This is a genomic window from Marinococcus salis (genome assembly GCF_054971365.1).
On the sequence record NZ_JBQOJB010000002.1, the window covers coordinates 118,544 to 140,252 of the forward strand.

The 21,709-nt window shown below is 54.6% G+C and carries 17 protein-coding genes; 1 reads left to right on the forward strand and 16 read right to left on the reverse strand.

Going from position 1 to position 21,709, the window contains the following annotated elements:
- Nucleotides 1–29: 29 nt before the first annotated feature.
- Entirely contained in the window at nucleotides 30–947 is a 918-nt protein-coding gene (locus tag ACTTK6_RS02360; RefSeq protein ID WP_462832532.1) for a chemotaxis protein, read from the reverse strand.
- A 140-nt stretch (nucleotides 948–1,087) separates the two neighbouring features.
- Here ACTTK6_RS02360 and ACTTK6_RS02365 point away from each other — a divergent pair, with 140 nt between their 5' ends.
- The gene (locus ACTTK6_RS02365; protein ID WP_462832533.1) at nucleotides 1,088–2,071 is read left to right on the forward strand and encodes a zinc-binding dehydrogenase; all 984 of its coding nucleotides are present in this window, start codon (nucleotides 1,088–1,090) and stop codon (nucleotides 2,069–2,071) included.
- 135 nt (nucleotides 2,072–2,206) lie between these two features.
- On the opposite strand, the gene ACTTK6_RS02370 is transcribed toward ACTTK6_RS02365, so the two are convergent.
- From ACTTK6_RS02370 to ACTTK6_RS02440, 15 genes are all read right to left on the reverse strand, one after another.
- Entirely contained in the window at nucleotides 2,207–3,007 is an 801-nt protein-coding gene (locus ACTTK6_RS02370) for an ABC transporter ATP-binding protein (RefSeq protein WP_462832534.1), read from the reverse strand.
- A gap of 12 nt (nucleotides 3,008–3,019) precedes the next feature.
- Entirely contained in the window at nucleotides 3,020–3,310 is a 291-nt protein-coding gene (locus tag ACTTK6_RS02375) for an iron-sulfur cluster assembly accessory protein (protein ID WP_079476471.1), read from the reverse strand.
- An 80-nt stretch (nucleotides 3,311–3,390) separates the two neighbouring features.
- Nucleotides 3,391–3,726, reverse strand: a complete 336-nt coding sequence (locus ACTTK6_RS02380) for a cyclic-phosphate processing receiver domain-containing protein (RefSeq protein ID WP_079476470.1) — start codon at nucleotides 3,724–3,726, stop codon at nucleotides 3,391–3,393.
- A gap of 43 nt (nucleotides 3,727–3,769) precedes the next feature.
- Nucleotides 3,770–7,474: a dynamin family protein gene (locus tag ACTTK6_RS02385; RefSeq protein ID WP_462832535.1), complete on the reverse strand. Its 3,705-nt coding sequence runs from the start codon at nucleotides 7,472–7,474 to the stop codon at nucleotides 3,770–3,772.
- 62 nt (nucleotides 7,475–7,536) lie between these two features.
- The gene (locus ACTTK6_RS02390; RefSeq protein WP_079476468.1) at nucleotides 7,537–8,763 is read right to left on the reverse strand and encodes an EAL domain-containing protein; all 1,227 of its coding nucleotides are present in this window, start codon (nucleotides 8,761–8,763) and stop codon (nucleotides 7,537–7,539) included.
- A 128-nt stretch (nucleotides 8,764–8,891) separates the two neighbouring features.
- Nucleotides 8,892–9,800: a homoserine O-acetyltransferase MetA gene (gene metA, locus ACTTK6_RS02395; RefSeq protein ID WP_079476467.1), complete on the reverse strand. Its 909-nt coding sequence runs from the start codon at nucleotides 9,798–9,800 to the stop codon at nucleotides 8,892–8,894.
- 144 nt (nucleotides 9,801–9,944) lie between these two features.
- Nucleotides 9,945–10,772 (reverse strand): ammonia-dependent NAD(+) synthetase, encoded by an 828-nt coding sequence (nadE, locus tag ACTTK6_RS02400; protein ID WP_079476466.1) that lies wholly within the window; start codon nucleotides 10,770–10,772, stop codon nucleotides 9,945–9,947.
- A gap of 21 nt (nucleotides 10,773–10,793) precedes the next feature.
- The gene (locus ACTTK6_RS02405) at nucleotides 10,794–11,114 is read right to left on the reverse strand and encodes a hypothetical protein (RefSeq protein ID WP_079476465.1); all 321 of its coding nucleotides are present in this window, start codon (nucleotides 11,112–11,114) and stop codon (nucleotides 10,794–10,796) included.
- Entirely contained in the window at nucleotides 11,098–11,565 is a 468-nt protein-coding gene (locus ACTTK6_RS02410; RefSeq protein WP_079476464.1) for an acyl-CoA thioesterase, read from the reverse strand. The genes ACTTK6_RS02405 and ACTTK6_RS02410 overlap by 17 nt, the downstream gene beginning before the upstream one ends.
- Nucleotides 11,540–13,903 (reverse strand): AAA family ATPase, encoded by a 2,364-nt coding sequence (locus ACTTK6_RS02415; RefSeq protein WP_462832536.1) that lies wholly within the window; start codon nucleotides 13,901–13,903, stop codon nucleotides 11,540–11,542. The genes ACTTK6_RS02410 and ACTTK6_RS02415 overlap by 26 nt, the downstream gene beginning before the upstream one ends.
- 195 nt (nucleotides 13,904–14,098) lie before the next feature.
- On the reverse strand, nucleotides 14,099–16,837 hold the full coding sequence (gene acnA, locus ACTTK6_RS02420) for an aconitate hydratase AcnA (RefSeq protein WP_462832537.1): 2,739 nt from the start codon (nucleotides 16,835–16,837) through the stop codon (nucleotides 14,099–14,101).
- 213 nt (nucleotides 16,838–17,050) lie between these two features.
- Nucleotides 17,051–17,488: a YueI family protein gene (locus tag ACTTK6_RS02425; RefSeq protein ID WP_079476461.1), complete on the reverse strand. Its 438-nt coding sequence runs from the start codon at nucleotides 17,486–17,488 to the stop codon at nucleotides 17,051–17,053.
- A gap of 18 nt (nucleotides 17,489–17,506) precedes the next feature.
- Entirely contained in the window at nucleotides 17,507–18,019 is a 513-nt protein-coding gene (locus ACTTK6_RS02430; RefSeq protein WP_462832538.1) for a CcdC family protein, read from the reverse strand.
- A 100-nt stretch (nucleotides 18,020–18,119) separates the two neighbouring features.
- Nucleotides 18,120–19,907, reverse strand: coding sequence for an ABC transporter ATP-binding protein (locus ACTTK6_RS02435; protein WP_462832539.1), 1,788 nt, complete (start codon nucleotides 19,905–19,907; stop codon nucleotides 18,120–18,122).
- On the reverse strand, nucleotides 19,907–21,658 hold the full coding sequence (locus ACTTK6_RS02440) for an ABC transporter transmembrane domain-containing protein (protein ID WP_462832540.1): 1,752 nt from the start codon (nucleotides 21,656–21,658) through the stop codon (nucleotides 19,907–19,909). The genes ACTTK6_RS02435 and ACTTK6_RS02440 overlap by 1 nt, the downstream gene beginning before the upstream one ends.
- Nucleotides 21,659–21,709 lie beyond the last annotated feature (51 nt).

Sequence of the window (21,709 nt, forward strand, 5' to 3'; positions counted from 1 at the left end):
CTGATGGCAGAGGGCGTCCGGACAGGGAGTCAGCGACCGGTCGCGGCACGGATGCAGCTGTCGATCGTTTTGACCAGCGTATTAATTTCCGGCTTGCTTACCTGGGCGTCAGCTCCGACGTTTTTCCCTTTATGGAACAAATCCGCTGTAATCAGCGAAGAAAAAATAACGACCGGGACGTGGCGGAGATGGTCGTGCTCTTTGATTTTCCTGGTAAGATGATGGCCGTCCATCTGGGGCATCTCAATGTCAGTAATCACTAGATCTGGAAGGCTTGCGGCTCCCCCGTCCCTCAGTAATTCCTCGAGGTATTCATAGGCTTCCCGTCCGTTTTCAAAGGAACGGTGGCGCTTGTAGCCGGCTTCTGCAAGGGTATCGGCAATCAAGTGTTTGAGCACAGGGGAATCTTCCGCGATCAGCACGGTCGCATTTTCCCGTTCCGGCGTATAGGCCGGCAGATGCTGGTCAAACAGCGTGTCCGGGGAGATATCGCTGATAATTCGTTCGTAGTCGAGCAGAAAGACCATCGCATGCTCCATTTTGACAATACCGATGGAGCGGGCTTCAATCCCCTGGGACAAAGCATTGGGCTTTTCAATATCCTCCCAGCTGATCCGGTGAATACGCGACACTTCTTCGACGTGAAAGGCTACTTTCACCTGGTTCAGCTCTGCGATAATGTATTTATCGTGGCGGGCATCGTCGGCTCCGTCGTAACGCAGTACTTTTTTCAGGTCAATGACCGGAATGACTTCATTGCGCAGGCGCACAATTCCTTTGACGTGCTCATGATGGTTCGGCACCGGAGTGACCTCCACCTGATGAATGATTTCGCGCACCTTTAAGACATTAATGCCAAATTGGCTGTTTCCGACGGAAAATAAAACGATTTCGAGCTCGTTGGTTCCTGATTCCAATAGAATATTTTTTTCACTTGCTAAAGACATGCCGTTTCCCTCCCGGTTCTCTTTACTTTATATATCGGCCCCGCCCGGCCGGTGTTAAAGATTTGCAGCCAGGAGTTTTTCATTTTTGGATGTTTTTGTCTCGTATCGGGAAGGTATAGAAGGAGCAGGAGGCTGATAAAATGAAAGCACTTGTTATAAATGAAGCCGGCGGCCCCGGCCAGCTGCAGGAAACCGATATGGAGGTGCCGGAGCCGGAAGCTCATGAGCTCCGCATCAAAGTTCACGCTGTGGGATTAAATCCGGTCGATTATAAATTAATGGAATCTCCTCTCCCGGAATGGTCGTTCCCTCACGTTTCGGGACTGGACGTGTCCGGGGTAGTCGATGCAGTTGGCGCGGATGTAACCGATTGGTCAGCCGGTGATGAAGTGTATTATCATGGAAATATGACAGAAGACGGTGGGTTTGCGGAATTTACGACTACGCGGGCGGACGTGGTGTCATCAGTGCCGAAAGGCCTGACGCATGTGGAAGCAGCGTCGATGCCGACGGCCGGTTTCACGGCCTACCAGTCGCTGTACCGGAAGGCCCCGCTCCGCCCTGGCCAGACGATTATGATTCAGGCTGGGTCCGGCGGCGTAGGAAGCTTTGCCGTACAGCTTGCCAAGCATCTTGGGCTCACCGTGTTTTCCGCCTGTTCGGACGAAAATGCAGACTACGTGAAAGAGCTGGGGGCCGATCAGGTGATTGACTACCGCAGCCAGAACGTGGTGGAAGAAGTACACAAATTAACCGACGGCCGTGGGGTCGATGTGGTTCTTGATCTGGTCGGCCGCGAGACAGCCACCGAAGCCCTGGATTACCTCGCGTTTAACGGGCATTTGATTGCTGTGGTTGAATGGCCCGACCTTTCCCACTACGTAGCAAAAACGCTCGCCCCTTCGATTCATGAAGTGGCACTTGGATTTGTGTACCGTTCTGATGATGAAGCACAGATTAAAGACCTCGGCTACATGGCACGGGAGCTTGGAGAGCTTGCTTCGCAGGGAAAAGTGAAGCCTTCCCTCAACCGCACGATCAGCTTCCAGGAGGTCCCGAAAGCACTACAGGAAATGCAGGATGGCCATACACGCGGGAAAATTGTAGCCTCATTTGATACGTAAATATGCTCTCAAGCCCTTTCCTAAATAAGGATGGGGCTTCTTTTTTGCTTTTTTCTCCTAGCTTTTCAATTTTATTTTTGTAATAAATACGGTAATTGAAATTTTAGTTACGAACCGAACGGCTACGTTCGGCGGTCAGCGTATCGGAGCTCCTCCCGTAATAAACCACGGCCGCTGCTCATGCCATTGGATGCTCCCGGCTACATCAAACGCGCTGGAAACCTCTTCATCCGTCAGCACGTTCTGTTTCTTTCCATCCGCCTGAACCCGGCCATTTTTCATAATCGTTGCAGCTTCTACGGCTCCCGGCAGCTCTTCAAGGTGATGGGTTACATACAGCACGGTCGGTGCCTCCGGGACTTGCAGCGACGTTTCAAGCCCTTCGATCAGCTCCTCTCTTCCCTTCACATCGAGGCCGGTACAGGGTTCATCAAGAAGGAGCAGCTTTGCTCCTGTCGTCCACGCCCTCGCAAGCATTACCCGGCGCTTCTCCCCCTGGGAAAGCGCGGCATACGGTACGTCTCTGTACTGTGATACCCCGAACGTGCGCAGAGCTTCCTCCGCCCGTTCCATGGCCGTCTCCGGTGCCTGTTCGTAAACACCGATGCTCGCAAAATAACCGCTTAAGGCGACGTTGCGGGCAGTTTCCCCCGCGCGGTGCTGGTACTGATCGTCCAGGGCGTTACTGACAATGCCGATTTCCCGGCGGAGCTTCTGCATGTTCACCCTGCCATGCCGGCCAAACCAGGTGTGCACTTCTCCTTCCGTGGCCCATACCTGCCCTAAAATCACCTGCAGCAGCGTGGTTTTGCCGGAACCATTTAAGCCGAGAAGAGCACGGTGTTCGCCCTGATTGACTGCAAACGAAACGTCCTCCAGCCGGCTCCGCCCGTTCGTCCGCACGCTGACGTTTTTTATATCCACTAAACGCTCCATCACCTGTCCTCCTTACGCCTCCGTCTGTTCATACAAATGAATGTTGTTGGCAATGGTCTGGTTTTTATTTTTCAGCATCCATTTGAGCGTTGGATGATAGTCAAGCACCGGCGACGGCTCCAGCAGATGCCACGTATCTTCGTCGGCCGCTCTGGCTTCCGGCGTTGTCCCGGGAGAGGCATGCAGCTGGAATTCCTGCAGCCCCTGGCACCCGCCCGTAAATTCGTAGGCAATCGTAATCGTCTGTTTATCCTCCAGGCGGCGAATCGCGTCGGCCGCCCGGTCGGTCAGCTGTATTTGCATAGCTTCCCCCTCCTTTTTCATTGTCCATTATAGCAAAGCTTCCCCCGTTATATAAAAAAGAAGCCCCGGAAGGCTTCTTTTTAGGCGTTTAACGGCAGCGGCCGGTGCAGGATCTTCACTCGTTCCGGAAGCTCCCCGGACTTGCGCGCTTCCATTAGTCTCCGGTACATCCGTTTGCCGCCCACTGCATTCGCTGAGTGTATGGTAATTTTTGAAGGTATAATTTGTTTTTCGAGTAAATACAGCACAACGGAAAAACCGTTAAAATACTTCGTTCCCAAGTCATGGTCAAGCGACAGATGGCTGACGTCAGCCGTGTTTTGCAGCAGTCGCATGCATTCTTCCGCTGTTTTCACCAATACGTGATTATCCGGAGACTGTCGGACGTCGTCTAAAAAAATATTTGTTCCGTTCATGTCCCCATCCTTTATCTTGCAGAGTACTTGTAGTATAACACACTCACTCCGTCTGTCCAACCAGCCTCCGGAGCTCTGCTTCCAGCCGCGCCCATTCCCGCTCGCTATCTTCTGTTTTTTCCTGCTTCAGCCACTCTGTCTGCCGGGCTGCCGCCGCCTCCCAGCCGTCCGTGCGCTGCTTCCACCGGGCTGCCGCTGCCGCTTCCGCCCAGGCATAGACGTTTGCTTTCACTATTTGCAGCTCTTCTTCGACCACGGGCCGCAGCTTTTGTTCGAGCACTTCCCGGTACGCTTTGTTTTCCCCTCTCAGGAAGAAATCATGGTGCGAGAGCGTTTTCCACTCCCCCTCCACCGCTTCGGCGACCAACGGCACCTCCGGCGGAGAAAATTCGATTGCCGGAAAAGCTTCGTCCTCTCCCGAAAACACATAACGAAAATGGTTCGGCAGCTGCTGCCTCCAGTATTGTTCCTCTTCATTCATCGCCTGCTGGACCCACCGTTCTACCCGCGCCGTCGTAACCCTTGTTTCCTGCATGAACCGCTGCAGCACCTGCTGGACTGCTTCTGTCGTTTTCCGGCGCAGCTGGGAACGAAACGAGGACTGGTCATGAAAGTACGCCCGCGAAAACCAAAACATAAATTCTTCCCGGTAATAATAAAACAACCGCTGGCGGACGTAGAAAAACAATTCCTCTGTTTCCTCAGCAAGCCGCTTGTCGATACGCTTCCATGACTCTGTCCACTTGTCCTGTGCGAGGAACTGCTCCAGCTGCATGATTTCGTTTTGTCTCTCCCGCGCCTGTTCGGCATTCGTCCGCTCCGCCTGTGCCCGTGTTCGTTCCACGTAGGAGCGGAGCTCTTCGGCCTCCCGGTTTCCCTCTTTGATCACAGTGGTTTCAAGCGTCGTGGAAAGAAACTCTTCAAACACGGCCTCAAACCCTTCCAGGCCGCCGGCCGTTTTGTCCTGCAGCGACACTTTTCCGGAAACCGGCAGGACAAGCGGGTCTCGGACACCAATGGCGGCAAGCTCTTCGCGCACATACGAAAGCACCTCCTCGAGCTCCTGCCGGTTAGAAGCAAGATCCGCTGCGTTTACGAGAAAAATCAATTTATCGTAGGAAAACGTTTGGTTCACCGCAGCCAGCTGCTCCAAAAATGCTTTATCCCCGCGCGAAAATGCATGGTTGTAATACGATAAAAACAAAATGGCGTCCGCCCGCTGCATTTCCTGGAAGGAAATGTCTGCGTGGCGCTGATACACCGAATGAATACCGGGGGTATCGACTATTTCCATGCCCTGCCCGGTCCACGGAGAAGCAAGATAAACGTCCGCCCGTTCAATCATCATCGCCTGCGCTTCTGTTCCAGCCGCCTGCTGAAAGGCTTCGAGGGAGACTGCCTCCGAATGGCCCGCGCTGCGCTGCTGCTGTTCGTAGGAGGAGGCGTACTGATCAAGCATTCTTTTTTCTTCCTCCCGCATCGCATCGAAGGCGAGCGGCTCCAGCTGCTCCTGTTCCAGCTCGGTCCGCTTCTGCTTTTCTGCTTTTTCCGCCCGTGCCCGGGCCTGTTCTTCGTAAGCATCGTACCGGTCGTGCCACTCTGTGACATGATCCAGGCGCACCTCAAACGGGGCCAGCAGGTCGTTCATGTCCTGAAGCACATGGGCCTGCTGCTTGTAATAAATCACTGCGCTCCGGTCCGGATGCCGGCCGTCCGGTGCTTTCAAATGAGTGATCGCCGCTGTAGTTGGATTCGCCGACACCGGCAGGACGGTTTCTCCCGCCATGGCGTTGGCTACCGTGGATTTCCCGGCACTGAAGCCGCCGAAAAAGGACACCCGGAACGACTGCTCCCGGAGCCTTGCCGCCCGGGCCTCCAGCCGCTGGGCAAAGCCTTCAAGCGGTACGTACGGCTTCACCAGCCGGGCAAGCTTTCGCCACTGCTCTGCCGTCGCCTCCGGATCGGGGCGGCTGTCCCGGCTTCCCCCAGAAGCGGCCAGGTAGTTTTCGTACCATTTTTTTACCGAATAGGTTTTATTCTCCGCAGAGGGGGCTACTGCCTGCGCTGCCGGTTCTGTCTCGAGGCCGGCCTGAGACAGCGGCACCGCATGCCCGGACCACCACTGCTGCTGGGCCTCAAGCAGGTCCTTTGCCTGATAAAATTCGCGGCGCCAGTCTTCATAAGTCCGCCAGGCTTTCCGGTTGGCTGCTGCTTGTGCTTCCTGCTGCCGGGCTTCCGTCTGCTTCTGGTCCCGGGCCGCTTCTAAAAAGAGCGGCATCCATTCAGCAAGCTGCCGGCGGTACGCCGTCTGCATTTTTTCTTCCAGGTTGCGGCAGTAAGTTCTTGCATAGGCTTCCGTGAGGCGTGCCCCCTTGTTTTCCGCATCCTGGAGCATGGCAGCATCCGCCCGCACTTCCATAGCGTCAATCGCGGCTTCCACCTGCGGGCTTCTGCCGGCGTAGCGTTCGGCGGTCTGCTTCATGTCCCGTTTTAAATGATTTTCGAGTTCGTTTTTGATGTTTTCATTCAGCTCTTTGATCAGCCGGGCTTCCCGGTCCCTGCGAACCTTAGTCGTTTTTTGGGTGCCCAGCCAGCTTTTAACACGAAAGGTCACCAGGCGGGATTCCAGATAGTCACGCACTGCCGCCCGCGTATGGTAGGGCATCAGCTTGGCACGGGCAAAGGCATCGAGGATGGTCTGGCGCATCGCTTTTTCTCCCTGCGCCTCCCAGTGCCTGAACTGTCCGGCTGCGTTCTGGTCTGCCTCTACCGCCTCGTAAAGGTCTCCGGGCGTGGTAAACGCTTTCCAAACGCCCTTGATATCTTCGCCCGGCTCCGCTGCAGAAAGACGCCGGCGCAGATGGGACACGGTGAGGTAATACGCTCTCGCCGCGCATGTCTGCCGGATGCGCTCCGTCCGCTGGCCGGCAGCGGCAGGCAGCATTCTCTTCTGCAGGGCTTCCCAGGAGGCGGCCGTGCGTTCGGGGTAAAGCGCAGACACGAAAAAAACAGCTTCGTATTCGATCTGCCGGCGGTCCAGGCTTTCCCGGATCCGGTCCTGGTAGGCCTGGAAGGAGAGCTCCCCTTCCTCATGCTTGTCCACCTGGTTAACGATAAGGCATGGTCGGACATACTGCTCGTTCAACCGCTGCAGAAACAAAAAATTTTCTTCCGACTCCACCTGCTGGTAGTCAGTCACATAAAACAGCTCATCGGCTATCATCCATTCCGACTCCGCGGCCCGCTGATGAGCGGCTTCGGTGGAATCAATGCCCGGGGTATCAAAAAGCGTCACTCCCGGCGGCAGCGGCAATTCGGGATGCCTCACTTCCACCCGTTCGGTTTCCTTGGCCATCATCCATGCATTCGTCCACGCTCCGGCCGGTACCGCTGAAGTCTGTCCGCCGGTGGTCACCTTATAGGAGGCAGCGTCTCCAGCCGAAAAGGAAACGACGTTCGCACTTGTCGGCACCGGATGGGCCGGCAGCCATTCCCCGTCCAGCATCCGGTTGATCAGCGTGCTTTTCCCTGCGGAAAAGTGGCCGCAGACAAGCACGTGGTACGCCGACGCGCTGTTTTTTGCCTTCAGCCGGCGCAAATCTCTCTTTTCGCCTGCCGTGGGCCCGGAGGCGCCTTCGAGCTTTTCGATTCCTTCACTGACCGCAGACGGCGAAAACGTATGCCGGGAAAAAAAGGCCCGGACTGCGTCATTATTCCATTGATACATTTCAAGGGTTGGCCGCTGCACCGTTACCGCTCTCCTTTTGATGCAAAAACGCCGCTCCTCCGTAGCAGGAGAAGCCGGCGCTGTTACAGCAGATAGTCTTTTTCATATAAAAATGCGTACGGAATATCCACAAATACGTACAAATCCTCCGTGATGGGATGGGAATATGTCCGAATCATTTCATCGCTGTGGAAATCCGTATACATGTCGGAAAGAATGCCTCTTTGTTCAAAATTCATGCGCACAATGTTTTCCAGAAAATACGGCCGCCAGCTCCAGTTGCGGTGGCGCTCTTCCGTCCGGTATTCCCACGCGCCGCCGCTCTGGCGCGAGGCGTTCCCAGAAAGCTGGTATCCCTCCCGGTCGCACACGTACACGCGGAAGCTCATTTCCTCGAGCGACTCTGCGGTCCGAAGCGTCCAGCCGTCGATGTCTTCCATCACGTCTGAATGCTTGAGGCGCTCGTTCAGCCGCTTGTTCAGCTCGGCGGTTAACTGGATCTGGGCTTCGATTTTTTTACGCTCCACATCGATAAAATGATGGATGTCCTTTTTCATCCGTTGTTGAAACTGGTCTTTTTCAATGAACGTCTCTTTCGGCTTATCAAGGTAGAATCCCTGGTAATACCGGGCGCCGTTGCGCCAGGCATAATTCAGCTGATTAAACGATTCAATTTTTTCAAACAAAAGCGAAGCTCCAATTTTTCTCGACAGCGTCGACAGCGAATGCAGCACGTCCCGGTAAATGCTCGGTACCGCAAAACTTTCGGAAAGCGTCACGTCCACCTTCAGCACATTGGGCTTCAAGTAGGCAAGCTGTTCCAGATGAATCGCTTCCTTGCCGAGATTATCAATCGCAACCGAAAGGCCGGCGCTCTGGGCATACTGTATAAAGTGCTTCAGGCGCGATAGGTCCTGCTGAAAATCGGTCGCTTTCAGTTCCAGGCAGATCGAGGCCGGAGCCACGCCCCATTCCTCGTACCCAAGTAGAAATTCAACCAGGCCGTCTCCTCCGTCTCCGAGAATGGTGGACGCGTCCACGTTTAAAAAAACCATATCCGTACGCTCTCCAGCTACAAACGTTTCCAGCGCAGCCCGGTGCACCTCCCGGTCAATTTCCTGCTTATACTCCCACGGCACTCCCGGGTCCCGAAAACAGTTCTCGAGCGTCTCGACACTCCCGTCCTCATTTCGAAAACGGCCGAGCACTTCATACGCAGAAATCTCCAGCTTATCTGCGCTCAGTATCGGCTGAAAGTACACCAAAATCTGTTCTTTATTCATCAATACGTCTAGCGCATCCAACTCCATCACCCAATCTTCCGCTCACATTCTTCGGCGTCTCTGCCTAGTTGTCGTTCCCGGCTGTTTTTGCACGCATCTATTATATCATCTTTTTTCCCCGGACTGAAAAAACTGTTTCCGGATTGGAAACAGTTTCAGGCAAAGTCGAATGGTGTCTCCTGATACACATAATAGTTCAGCCAGTTCGTAAACAACAGCGTCGCATGGGCGCGCCACATTTTCAGCGGGGAATACAGGTGATTGTCCTCCGGAAAGTAGTTTTCCGGCACCTCGGTTCCCAGACCGCGGCGCATATCGCGCTCAAATTCATCGCGCAGGGTGTCCGCATCGTATTCGCTGTGGCCGGTCACGTAAATCCGCTTGCGGTCCTTGGTCGCTACGATATACAGGCCGGCTTCGTCGGATTCGGATAAAATGTCCAGGTCCGGACAGGCCTCCACGTCCTCCCGTCTTGTTTTCGTGTACCGGGAGTGCGGCACGTAAAACTGGTCGTCGAACCCGCTCAGAAGCTTTTCGTTTTGGCCGTTAATATAGTGCGGGTAGACGCCGAACTGTTTTTTCGGAAGCGGATGCTTATCGATGCCGTGATGGTGGTACAGGCCGGCCTGGGCCCCCCAGCAGATGTGCATCGTGTTGGTGACGTTCTGGTCGCTCCAGTCCAGAATGCTCTGAAGCTCTTCCCAGTAATCCACTTCTTCGAACGGGATTTGCTCAAGCGGGGCCCCGGTGATGATCATGCCGTCGAATTTCCGGCTCCGCACTTCATCGATCGTTTTGTAGAACGACGACAGATGCTCGCGCGGCGTGTTTTTGGACCGGTGGGTATCCGGATGCAGAAACGACACATCCACCTGCAGCGGCGTATTACTGAGCATCCGGAGGATCTGGGTCTCCGTCCGCTCTTTTAAAGGCATCAGGTTTAAAATGACAATTTTCAGCGGGCGGATATCCTGCAGATAGGCCCGGCTTTCATTCATGATAAAAATATTTTCTTTTTCCAGCGTATTTTTGGCCGGCAGATAGTCAGGTACTTTAATAGGCATGGCGCTATCGTTCTCCTTTAACGTATTTCGGTGTTCTCTCCTTTTCTTTCTTTTATCTATATATCAAACATCGCGGCCGCCGTCTAGTCTTTCCCGTATTTGTGAAAAACGGATGGCCGCAAGGGGACCATCCGCAGTCGCTTTTTATTCTTTCCACCACGTATCGTATAACGTTGCCGGCATTTCCCGTTTATGCGCCGTTTTGTTATACATATCCACGAGCCGGTCATGGGCATCAGGATCAATGCTTTGGCCTTCGAGAAAGTCGTCGATCTGGTCGTACGTCAGCCCGAGCGCCTCTTCGTCCGGAAGGCCGGGACGGTCGCTTTCGAGATCAGCGGTCGGTACCTTTTCAAACGTCGAGGCCGGTGCTTCGAGCTCGCGCAGCAGCATCTTGCCCTGACGCTTATTCAGGCCGTACAGCGGGGCCACGTCGCAGGCGCCGTCCCCGTGCTTCGTGTAAAAGCCGGTAACCGCTTCTGCTGCGTGGTCGGTGCCGAGTACGAGCAGCCCTTCGGCTCCGGCGACGTCGTACTGGGCCTTCATCCGTTCCCGGGCCTTCGTGTTGCCCTTAATAAAGTCGGACATGGTGGTTCCAAGGGCCCGTTCAAATGCCTGCACCGACGCGTCCACGCCCGGCTGAACGTCAATCGTATACGTTTCCTGCGGCTCGATGTAGTCAAGCGCCTTCGCCGCATCGTCCTCATCATGCTGTTTTCCGTACGGCAGGCGGAGGGCGACAAATTTGAACGGTACGGCCTGCTCGGTTTCAAGCTCATCCACCGCCATCTGGGCGAGCTTGCCGGCGAGCGTCGAATCCTGGCCGCCGGAAATGCCGAGCACAAAGCCTCTGACTCCGGCTTTTTTGGCGTATTCTTTCAGAAAGTGCACCCGGCGTTCAATTTCCTGCTTGGGGTCAATCTCCGGCGTTGTTTGCAATGCTTCAATAATTTCATTCTGTGTTGCATTCATAGATTGTGCCTCCAGATTAAATTATTTAGTTGAACGGGGCGCCTGAATGCCAAACCGTTCCATCTGCGTCCACTGCTTTTCTTCCGAGAGAATATGCGCTTCATAGTCTCCCAGCAGGTCAAAGTGCGGGTAATCGTCCCGGTAATGGATCCAGCCGGCCTTCAACCCGTACTGCCTGCCCCAGCGGGCGAGCGTCTCCACATCGCGGCAGGAGGCTTTCGTCACCGTGTCACAGTCGGGAAAGCGCGGGTCATACCAGTAATGCGTCAAGAGGGCCACTTCTCCCGCCGCGGCCTTTCGTTTCCAGGCTTTTAGTTCGTGGGCTTTAATGCCAAATGCCATCGTCTCCACCGCCTTTGGCAGACCCGGCGGCCGTGGACTCCGCCAGCCGGCTGTATGCCTTATGCCAGTCCGGCAGTGCCCTTCGGATAGCTACCGGTTTGAACGTTTCCTTGCGGACGCACACGTGGCTTGAAAACGCCCGGATGCACGTCTGTCCTTTGGCGTTAGTCACAATATACCCATATTTTACACGCACTCCGTCATAAGAATCAATCCACGTTTCAATTTCCACATCCTCGCCGTAGACGGCCGGCGTTTCGTAATCGATGTTAATGCTGAGCACCGGAAACAAATAGCCGGCCCTTTCAATATCCGGATAGTAAAAGCCCATCTCCTTCATATGGTGCGTGCGCCCGATTTCGCACCAGACCACATAGGAACCGTGATGAACGATTCCCATCTGGTCCGTTTCAGCATATCGTACTTCAATTGGTGTATGAACGCTCTTCATGTCCTTCTTCTCCTTCAGATTTCACCCGTACTTCAATCGCATGCTTCACGTCTTCAGCCGTCAGCTCATGCAGGTCTTCATCGTTCTTTTCCGACTGGAACAGCCGGAAGGCCTGCTGCTGAAAGATTTCTTCGGCTACGTCTTCGGCGAGCCGGGCGTTGCCGTCCGTGTTCGAGACAGCGTACCTGCTCTCAAGCAGCTCGCGCGCCTCCGGCTCAAAATGATAGCCAAAACGCTCCACCGAACGCTCTGTAATCTCCGCCAGATCCTCCGGCGTGTACGGCGGGAAGTAAAAGGTTTTTTTAAAGCGGGATTCAAGACCCGGATTCATTTCAAGCAGCTGCTTCATCGGCTCCGGATAGCCGGAAAGTACAACCACCAGATTTTCGTCGTGCTTGGTCATTTCTTCGACGAGGGTATCCAGCGCTTCCCGGCCGAAGTCGCTCCGCGAACTCGACATCAGGGCGTATGCTTCGTCAATAAACAGCACCCCGCCGAGGGCCTCCCGGACCTTCCGCTTCGTTTTTGCGGCCGTCTGGCCGACATACTCGGCCACCAGGTCGCTGCGGCCGGCCACAATGCAGTGCCCCCGTTTTAAAAAGCCGTATTCCTTCAGGATGCCGGCGTACACCTGGGCAAGCGTTGTTTTGCCGGTGCCCGGCGGCCCGGAAAAGACGGTGTGCAGCTGAATCGGCACAGTCGGGGCTCCTTCTTCGCGGCGCTGCTGCTGTACGCGGATAAAGGAGGCGAGCTTTTTCATTTCCTGCTTCACGTGGTTGAGACCGATAAAGTCATCAAGCTGCTGGACGGCGGAGCGTTTGTCCTTCGGCTGCTCGCCTTCAGGTTCCTCAATATCTCCGGCCGTCAACAGCGAAAAGTCATCGATGCCGATATAATCCTGATTGCCGATCGCCGCCCCTTTTTGGAAGATGCTGTCGAGCACAATGTTTTTGACTGTTCGCCCGTTGCCGAACGTTTCATCCACCTGCTCTTTTTCGATCCGCTCTTCAAGCACCCGCTTGCTTTCCTCGCTTAGGAAAAAGTCGTTTTCAAGCGCGACTTTCTCCCCGATCTCCATCAGCTCATCCATGCTGTAGTCGGGCAGATGGATATGATTGCTTTCCGGAAACCGGCTGCGAAGCCCCGGATTGGCATGCAGGAACTGCCGCATTTCCTCCGGGTAGCCGGCCAGGATAACCGCGAACGTGCCGGCATATTCCCCGCTCGTCATCGCAGACACCAGGGTGTCAATCGCTGTTTGTCCAAAATCGTTTCCGGCCATGCCTTCGCGTTTTAAGCTGTAGGCTTCGTCGATGAACAATACGCCGCCGACCGCTTCCTTGATCAGCGCCATCGTCTTTTCCTCGGTCTGGCCGACATACGAGCCGACAAGCCGCGAACGGTCGGTTTCGAGCACTTCATCGCGCTGAAGCAGGCCGAGCTGGTGATAAATTTTAGCAAGCAGGCGAGCGAGCATCGTTTTGCCCGTGCCGGGGTTTCCTGTCAGAATCATGTGAAGGCTTCGTTCATCCTTCCACTGGTACCCCTGCTCCTTCCGCCGCTTCTGGTACTGCAGGTAATGATACATGTTATGCACACGGGACTTCACGCCGTGCAGGCCGATCATGTCATTCAGCTCTTCCAGCGGATCGGTATACTCCTCGCCCACCTTCGTGAGCGAGCTCGACGCTTCGTTCCACTTTTCCTTCAGCTGCTCCACATGGCTGATCGCTTCTTTGATTTCGCGGACGGCCTCCGGCGAATAAAAGGACCCCGATGCAGTGTCCATGTAGGTCTGCGTACTTGACGCCAGCCGCTCACACGCCTGCTTAATGTTTTCAAGCAGAAACGGAAGCTCCCGCAAATGCTCGTTTTCCACTTCGTTCAAAAAGTCTACTGTCAATTCTTCCGGATTCCACGTATCGAGCGTATCGTCCAGATACTGGATCATCTGCCGGCACTGCTCCCGCAGCTGTTCAGCCACCCGGTAGCGGGCCGACGCCGGGTCCGTTTCGCGAAGCGGCGTCAGCTGGGTATCCAGAATGTTTTCCTGGATGCTGTCGATCCGCTCCATCGGCCGCAGCTGCTGCAAAAGCGGCACCGTGTCATCGAGCTCTTCTGCTTTTTGCAGCCAGTTGCGGATCATCGGATCAAACCGGCGCTGGTGCTTCCACCGGTCTCTGGCCATCAGGGCGTACACGCGGGCGCAGCCGGAAGGCTGATCGCTCTCCTCGAGCGTCCGGATGCACTCATAGGCCCGTTTGACCGTAATGTTGTTTTCTTCTTTTTCCCATCTATCGATTATATCGTAAATATTATTTTGCTCATTAATTTGCAATAAAGGCACCCCCTATCGGGAAAAGGACGAAAATGAGTAGTCATCTTTATCGTATTCCCTGGTTGAACACGCGTTAGTCCTCATTTTTATTATAAGAGGTTGAGAAAGGTGTGACAAATTTTATCATTACGGTATGTGAAATTTTTAAATTCTGTAAGACAAAGCCCCCGGCGAACCGGAGGCTTCATTACACCATTACTGGCTTCGTTTTGCCTCTGCTGCTTCAAGGTTGTTACGAAGCACCATCTGCAGAATACCACCGTGACGGTAGTAATCCATCTCAACGTCACTGTCAAAACGGGCAACCACCTGGAAGGTAGTCGTTTTGCCGTCCTCGTCAGTGGCTACGACGTCGATCATGTCGTGCGGCTTTACAGTATTATCAATTTTCACATCGAAATGCTCTTCCCCGGTCAAACCAAGGGAATCAGCGTTTTCCCCTTCCTGGAACTGCAGCGGGAGCACGCCCATCAGCACAAGGTTACTGCGGTGAATACGCTCGAAGCTTTCCGCAATAACGGTCTTAATGCCGAGCAGGTTTGTTCCTTTTGCTGCCCAGTCACGGGAGCTTCCCATGCCGTAATCTTTGCCGGCCATTACAAGCAGGCCAGTGTTTTCCTCTTTGTATTTCATCGCTGCATCATAGATGGACAGCACTTCGCCGTTCGGCCAGTAGGTCGTATAACCGCCTTCTGTGCCAGTAGCCAGCTGGTTTTTAATCCGGATGTTGGCGAATGTTCCACGCATCATCACTTCATGGTTACCGCGGCGGGAACCGTAGGAGTTAAACTGCGCCGGCTTCAGGCCTTTTTCCATCAAATAACGGCCGGCCGGGCTGTCTTTTGCGATGGACCCTGCCGGAGAAATGTGATCGGTCGTAACCGAGTCGCCAAATTTCGCCACGGCCCGCAGAGCAGTCAACGGTTTAATGTCTTCCGGCTCCTTGGACATTTCTTCAAAGAACGGCGGGTTTTGAATGTACGTGGAATCATCGTCAAAGTCGTACAGCTCTGCATTTTCGTCCGATTGCAGCTCGTTCCAGCGCTCGTTATTGTCAAAGACATTCTCGTACTCTTCTTTAAAGAGGTCCGGAGACACGTTTTGCGTGATAAAGTCTTTGACTTCGGCGGCGGATGGCCACAGGTCGTTAAAGTATACGTCGTTGCCGTCTTTGTCCTTGCCGAACGAATCACGGTACATGTCGAAGTCAACCGTACCGGCCAGCGCGTACGCGACAACAAGCGGCGGCGATGCCAGGTAGTTGGCTTTGACAAGCGGGTGGATCCGTCCTTCAAAGTTACGGTTACCGCTCAGCACAGAGGAAACGAGGAGATCACTGTCTGTGATCCCTTTTTCGATCTCTTCGAGCAGCGGGCCGCTGTTGCCGATACACGTCGTGCAGCCGTAGCCGACCAGGTTGAACCCGAGATCGTTCAGATACGGCATCAGGCCGGAGTCGTCGAGATAGCGGGTAACAACTTTGGAACCTGGAGCCAGCGACGTTTTTACGTATTCCGGTACTTCAAGCCCTTTCTCCACCGCGTTACGGGCGACAAGGCCTGCCCCGATCATTACGTATGGATTGGACGTGTTCGTACAGCTGGTGATGGCTGCGATGGCAAGCGCCCCGGTTTTCATCGTCGACGTTTTGCCGTTTGGATGTTCGATGGTCGCTTCGTTGTCGATCTCCTCCGGAGACAGGCCGAATCCCTGGTTGCCGGCTGGAGCCGTCAGCGCCTCATTGAACTGTTTTTTCATGTCGGATAACGTAATCAAATCCTGCGGGCGCTTCGGACCGCTCAGGCTTGGTTCAATATCCGCGAGGTCAATTTCAATCACCTGGGTGAACTGCGGTTCTTTTTCGGACGGATCAAAGAAGATGTGGTTGTGCTTGCAGTAGTCTTTCACAAGCTGCACGTGCTCTTCGTCGCGTCCGGTCAGGCGCAGATAGTTGAGCGCTTCTTCGTCGACCGGGAAGAACCCACAGGTCGCGCCGTATTCCGGTGCCATGTTGGAAATCGTCGCGCGGTCAGCAAGCGGCATTTCCGCCAGGCCTTCGCCGAAGAATTCCACAAATTTGCCGACCACGTTCGTTTCCCGGAGCCGCTGGGTAACGCGCAGCGCGAGGTCTGTCGCTGTTGAACCATTCGGCAGGGAGTTTACGAGACGAACGCCGACCACTTCAGGAGCCGGGAAGTAGGACGGCTGCTGCAGCATGCCCGCTTCCGCCTCGATACCGCCAACACCCCAGCCTAGAACGCCGAGGCCGTTGATCATGGTCGTGTGGGAGTCCGTACCGACGAGCGTATCCGGATACGTGTCCACTTCGCCGTTTTCAGTTTCTTTCGTGTGTACGACGGAGGCAAGATATTCCAGGTTCACCTGGTGCACGATGCCTGTAGCCGGCGGTACAGCGCTGTAGTTGTTAAACGCTTTGGTCGCCCAGCTGAGGAGCTTGTAGCGCTCTTCGTTTCTCGAAAATTCAAAGTTCATGTTCTGGTTCAGCGAGTCATTAGTGCCGTAACGGTCCACCTGTACCGAGTGGTCCACCACAAGGTCAACTGGAATTGCCGGGTCGATGACATCCGCGTCTCCCCCGAAATCATTCATTGCTTTTCGCAGTGACGCAAGGTCCACCACTGCCGGAACCCCGGTAAAGTCCTGGAGAATAACACGGGATGGTTTGAATGGTACGTCCTGCTTGGATCCTTCTTCGGAACCCCATTTTGCTAAACTTTCTACGTGTTCCTGTTTAATTACGTGGCCGTCCAACTGTCTTAGTACAGATTCGAGCAGCACACGAATGGAATATGGCAGCTTCGATACATCGCCAACTCCTGCATCCTGAATAGCTTTAATGTCGTAATAATAATACGTTTTGCCATTCGATTCAAAAGCCTTGCGAGCATTGAATACGTCTTGATTTTGAGCCATATGTACCCCTCCTTCTTGATCTATTATACAACAATCCAATAACGTTGTCGAAAAAGTAGATGAGGATAAGCAGAAAGGCCTGCAGCTGTATTACTTCACTGCCGCCTTTCCCGATCTGTTTCTCGACCCACTTTCATAGAATAGCAAAACTTTCCTCAAAGATAAATATTTTCGGATAAAAATTCGGAAAACGCTTGCCTCTTTTTTCGTTTTTCAGAGGCCAAGCAGCTTTTTCCACCACGGTTTTTTCCCGTCCGCTTCCGGTTTGCCGCCTTCTGTATCCGGCTCGTCCTCGGCAAACACGTCCTCGCGGTCAATGGCCGTGTCGGAGGCGACGACCAGGCCGTAGGTGCCCTCAGGCTCATCGAGCGTGACGCGCCGATAAGGCACGCGGCGGGTCTCGGCTGCTTTCCGGTACGGCCGCAGGGCCTCAAGGCTCAGATGACCGTCGACAAGCACTTCTGCTGCCTTCCGGTCGTGCATCGCGTTCAGCACTTCCTGTCGTATTCCCTTTTCCATTACCTGTTTTTTCGTCAGCGCGAGGATGACGCGTTCGCGGTACGTGTCGAGGTACAGGCGGCGCTCCGCTTCGTTAGGCAGTTTTTTGCCGTGTATTTCATTTTGGAGGTGTTCGTTTACATCATTGGACATGGTCACTTCTCCCTTTCGTTAAGATGAATGGCGGGAAGGCACGGAATCTCCGGTCTCTCTCTCGCGCCGCAGCACTTTTTCCAGCTGCTTGTACTTTACGGCCATATACACGCGCCACGGGACGAGCATGGCAAAGGCGAGCAGAAAGAACATGCCGGCAAGCACCGCCGGCTCGATCGCATCGCCGATAATCAGCTTAATGAGCGTCCGGACAATCAGCAGGCCCACCAGAATAAATGAAAAGGCCTTGGAGCGGCGCACAAAGATCTCGCGTTCCCGGATTTCAAAGGACGTGGTTGCCATCAGCAGAAACGAAAAAACAAATCCAATTAAGAGTGCCTCCCCGATTTCCATTCCGGTGGGACGGGCCGGAGGATAAACAAACATTAACGCTCCCGTCGCCATGAAAAACGGCGGCAGCACGATTTTTTTAAATGTTGCCGGCTGTTTGATGGCTTTCATGCGGATAACAATCACGACTGAAGCCATAAAAAAAGCCGTCAGGGTCGTAATAATCAGCAGTGTATTCACTTCGGCCGCCTTCCTTTCTATAAAAATAGGGTGTATCACATGAAGGCTTTCCTGCCTTTATGATACACCCCGCAGCGGCGGCTCGCAATTGTTCCCGCTTTTATCTTACTTCTTCATTTTCATGCTGCAGCCGGTACATTTTTTCGTACAGCCCTCCGGAGACAAGCAGCTCCTGGTGCGTGCCACGTTCGGCAATTTCCCCCTGGTGCAGGACGATGATCTGGTCCGCGTGCCGGATCGTGGACAATCGGTGCGCAATCATGATGGTTGTCCGGTTTTTTACGAGGCTCGCAAGCGCCTGCTGGATTACCGCTTCACTTTCGCTGTCGATATTGGCCGTGGCTTCATCAAGCACGAGCACCTTCGGGTCATGGGCGACTGTACGGGCAAACGTAATCAGCTGTTTTTCGCCATTAGAAAACGAGCTTCCCCGCTCGCCTACCTGCTCGTCGTACTGGTTCGGCAGTGCTTCAATAAACCGGTCCGCGCCGACGAAAGCAGCGGCCTGCCGCACTTCCTCGTCGCTTAGCCCGTGATTGTGCATCGCAATGTTTTCCCGCACCGTGCCGGTAAACAAAAACGGATCCTGCAGCACGAGCCCGACGTGCCGGCGCAGCGCCTGTTCCGGCCAGCGCTGCAGATCCTTTCCGCCAAGAAAAACCGTGCCGGTATCGTAGTCATAAAACCGGAGCAGCAGGTTAATGATGGAGCTTTTACCGCTGCCGGTGTGGCCGACGATCGCGATCGTTTCGCCCTCTTTGACCGACAGGTTAATGTCGCGGAGGACCGGGTGCTCGCCGTCATAGCTGAAGGTCACATGCTCAAATTCGATTTCCCCGCTCGGGGACGCCTCCCCCGTTTGGCGTTTGTGCCCGGCGGCCGCTTCCTCTGTCGTGATATCCATTAAATGAAACACCCGGCCGGCGGAAACGATCGACTGCTGATACAGCGACATCTGCTGCATGATTTCATTGACCGGTTCAAAAAAGCGCTCAAAATAATTGACAAAGGCATAAATCACCCCGACCTGCACAGCCCCTTCCAACGACAAAATGCCGAAATAGGAGAGCACGCCGATAAGCGCAAGCACCGATACGAGATCGATCGCCGGACGAAGCAGCAGGCCGTCGATCTTCATGCTTTTCAGCCCGGCTTCGTAGTGGGCATCATTAATACCGGAAAATTCCTGTTTCATCCGGCTTTCCTGCCGAAACAGCTGAATGACCGACATGCCCTGAAGGCTTTCATTAATCTTCGTATTCAGCCGGCTCAGCTTGCCGCTCATTTCCCCGTAGTACCTGGAGCTGTAGCGGCGGTAAAGCGCCATTAACATAAGCAGGAGCGGCATGATCAGTATCGCTGCCGCTGCCAGCCGGACGTCCAGAAAGAACATCGCCACAAGTACGCCGATAAGAAACACCCCGTTTTGAATAAACGTGGAGAGCACTTCCATATACAGCTCCCGGATACGCTCGGTGTCGTTAGTAATACGGCTTACGAGCGCCCCCGAGGGTGTCTGGTCGTAAAAACGCATCGACGCGCCCTCGACGCTCGAAAACACGTCGACCCGGATCTGCTGGATGCTTTTCAGGGCAATCCGCTGAAACCAGTAGGTGTGAAAGTACACCATCACCGCAGAAAGAACGGTAGCTGCCGCAAATACCGACGCCAGCCACGTCAATTCGCCCGCGGGGAACACGCCCGGGGTCACGTAGCTGTCAATGAACACCTTCACGAGATACGGGCTGAGAAGCTCCGCTCCAACGCCGATCACTAGAAACGTACAGGCCGACGCCAGCAGCCATTTGTGTACAGCTGCGTACTTTAACAGCCGCTTGACGATCGCCCGCTGCTCCTGTTTGGTTAATACTTTATCCTCATGCAGCATCAGCGGTCCCCCCTTTCCACCTGAGCCTTTAGCTCTTCGCGTTTCACCATTTCTGCATAAATGCCCCGGGCTTCCATCAGGGCCTGGTGGGAGCCGTTTTCGACGATGGTACCGTTTTTCAGCACCCATACCGCGTCCGCTTCTTTCACCGTGCTCATGCGGTGCGTCACGATAAAGGTCGTTTTGCCCTCCCGCTCCCGTTTCAGCGCTTCGAGAATCTGCTGCTCGGTAGTTGCGTCCACGGCGGAAAGGGCGTCATCCAGGATAAGGATTTCCGGGTTTTGAAGAAGCGCCCGCGCAATCGAAATGCGCTGCTTCTGCCCCCCGGAAAGCGTGACCCCGCGCTCTCCAACCGCTGTCGCATAGCCCTGGGGAAGCGCCACGATATCGTCATGAATGGCTGCAAGGCCCGCCGCGCGCTGAATGTCCTGCTGGGTGGCTTCAGGGTTAGAAAAGGCGATATTGTCCGCAAGCGTCATCGAAAATAAAAAGTGCTCCTGGGGCACGTTTCCAAACGCCAGGCGGTACGTATCCAGATAATAGGCTTCCGCCGGCACTCCCCCGATTGTAATGGCCCCGTCCCCGCTTTTCAGCTCCCGCAGAAGCAGCCGTAAAAGCGTGGTTTTTCCGGCGCCGGTCCGCCCGACGATTCCGATCGTCTCTCCCGGCTGCACCGACGCACGGATGCCGTGAAGCGCCCTCGTTTCCGACCGCGGGTAATAAAACTCGTCTATGTCTATCTGCACCGCCCCGGCCGGTACGTCCTTCACCCCGGCCTTTTGGTCGGTAATATCCGTCCGCTCGGCCATCAGCTGCCGAATACGGTCATACGAGGCGTGGCCGCGTTCAATAATATTAAAAAACCACCCGAACGCAAGCATCGGCCAAATCAGCATGCCCAAATAAACACTGAACGTCGTCAGCTGGCCGATCGTGATGGTCCCATCGGTTACATATCCGGCCCCAAAGCCAATCGCAAGCAGGTAACACACCCCGATAATAAGTGTGATGGTCGGGTCAAACAGGGCGTCAATCCGGGCCACCCGCTCGTTTTTATCCACGACGTCCCGCGACTGCTCGTCAAAAGCCTGAATATCTTCTTGTTCGTAGCCGAACGTTTTCGTCACTTTCACCCCGGAAATGCTCTCCTGCGTCCGGTTGTTCAACTGGGAAAAGGACTGCTGGGCGTCACCAAACCGCTGATGCAGCAGGTGGCCGTACCAGCTCGTCAAAAGCGCCATCAGCGGCATCGGCAAAAGCGTGATCAGCGTCAGCTGCCAGCTGATCCCAACCGCCATCGCCAGTACCACGAATCCTCCCATGACGAGCGAATCCACAATCGTTAAAACCCCCTGGCCGGCCATCATCTGCACCGCGGTAATATCATTGGTCGCGTGCGCCATCAAATCCCCGGTCCGCTTCCGTCCGAAAAAATCACTGCTCATCCGTGTAAAGTGCTGATACAGATTGTAACGAAGCGTGCGCCCGAGATGAAGCGAGGAACCAAAAATCATAATGCGCCATACGTACCGGAGAACGTACATGCATATTCCTGCCGCCATCATCGCTCCCATCCAGCCGGCAAGCATGTCCGTGGTCAGGCGGTTCTGCTCAATGGCATCCACCACTACTCCGACCACATACGGCGGCAGAAGCGACAGCAGCGCTACAATAATAAGCAGCAGGATCCCAAAGCTGTACTTGAACCGCTCCTGCCAGAAAAACCAGCGTAAATCCCAAAAAGCGCGCATCCGGTTGTCCTCCTCTCTATGGATAAAAAAGCACCCTCCAGAAGCTAGAAG

Bases quoted from the DNA above. Each gene is read 5' to 3' on its own strand.
- ACTTK6_RS02435 (WP_462832539.1), bottom strand. From the start codon at position 19,907: ATGCTGCATGAGGATAAAGTATTAACCAAACAGGAGCAGCGGGCGATC.
- ACTTK6_RS02410 (WP_079476464.1), bottom strand. From the start codon at position 11,565: ATGAAGAGCGTTCATACACCAATTGAAGTACGATATGCTGAAACGGAC.
- ACTTK6_RS02365 (WP_462832533.1), top strand. From the start codon at position 1,088: ATGAAAGCACTTGTTATAAATGAAGCCGGCGGCCCCGGCCAGCTGCAG.
- ACTTK6_RS02405 (WP_079476465.1), bottom strand. From the start codon at position 11,114: ATGGCATTTGGCATTAAAGCCCACGAACTAAAAGCCTGGAAACGAAAG.
- ACTTK6_RS02380 (WP_079476470.1), bottom strand. From the start codon at position 3,726: ATGAACGGAACAAATATTTTTTTAGACGACGTCCGACAGTCTCCGGAT.
- ACTTK6_RS02370 (WP_462832534.1), bottom strand. From the start codon at position 3,007: ATGGAGCGTTTAGTGGATATAAAAAACGTCAGCGTGCGGACGAACGGG.
- ACTTK6_RS02375 (WP_079476471.1), bottom strand. From the start codon at position 3,310: ATGCAAATACAGCTGACCGACCGGGCGGCCGACGCGATTCGCCGCCTG.
- ACTTK6_RS02390 (WP_079476468.1), bottom strand. From the start codon at position 8,763: ATGGAGTTGGATGCGCTAGACGTATTGATGAATAAAGAACAGATTTTG.
- ACTTK6_RS02425 (WP_079476461.1), bottom strand. From the start codon at position 17,488: ATGTCCAATGATGTAAACGAACACCTCCAAAATGAAATACACGGCAAA.
- metA (WP_079476467.1), bottom strand. From the start codon at position 9,800: ATGCCTATTAAAGTACCTGACTATCTGCCGGCCAAAAATACGCTGGAA.
- nadE (WP_079476466.1), bottom strand. From the start codon at position 10,772: ATGAATGCAACACAGAATGAAATTATTGAAGCATTGCAAACAACGCCG.
- ACTTK6_RS02440 (WP_462832540.1), bottom strand. From the start codon at position 21,658: ATGCGCGCTTTTTGGGATTTACGCTGGTTTTTCTGGCAGGAGCGGTTC.
- ACTTK6_RS02360 (WP_462832532.1), bottom strand. From the start codon at position 947: ATGTCTTTAGCAAGTGAAAAAAATATTCTATTGGAATCAGGAACCAAC.
- acnA (WP_462832537.1), bottom strand. From the start codon at position 16,837: ATGGCTCAAAATCAAGACGTATTCAATGCTCGCAAGGCTTTTGAATCG.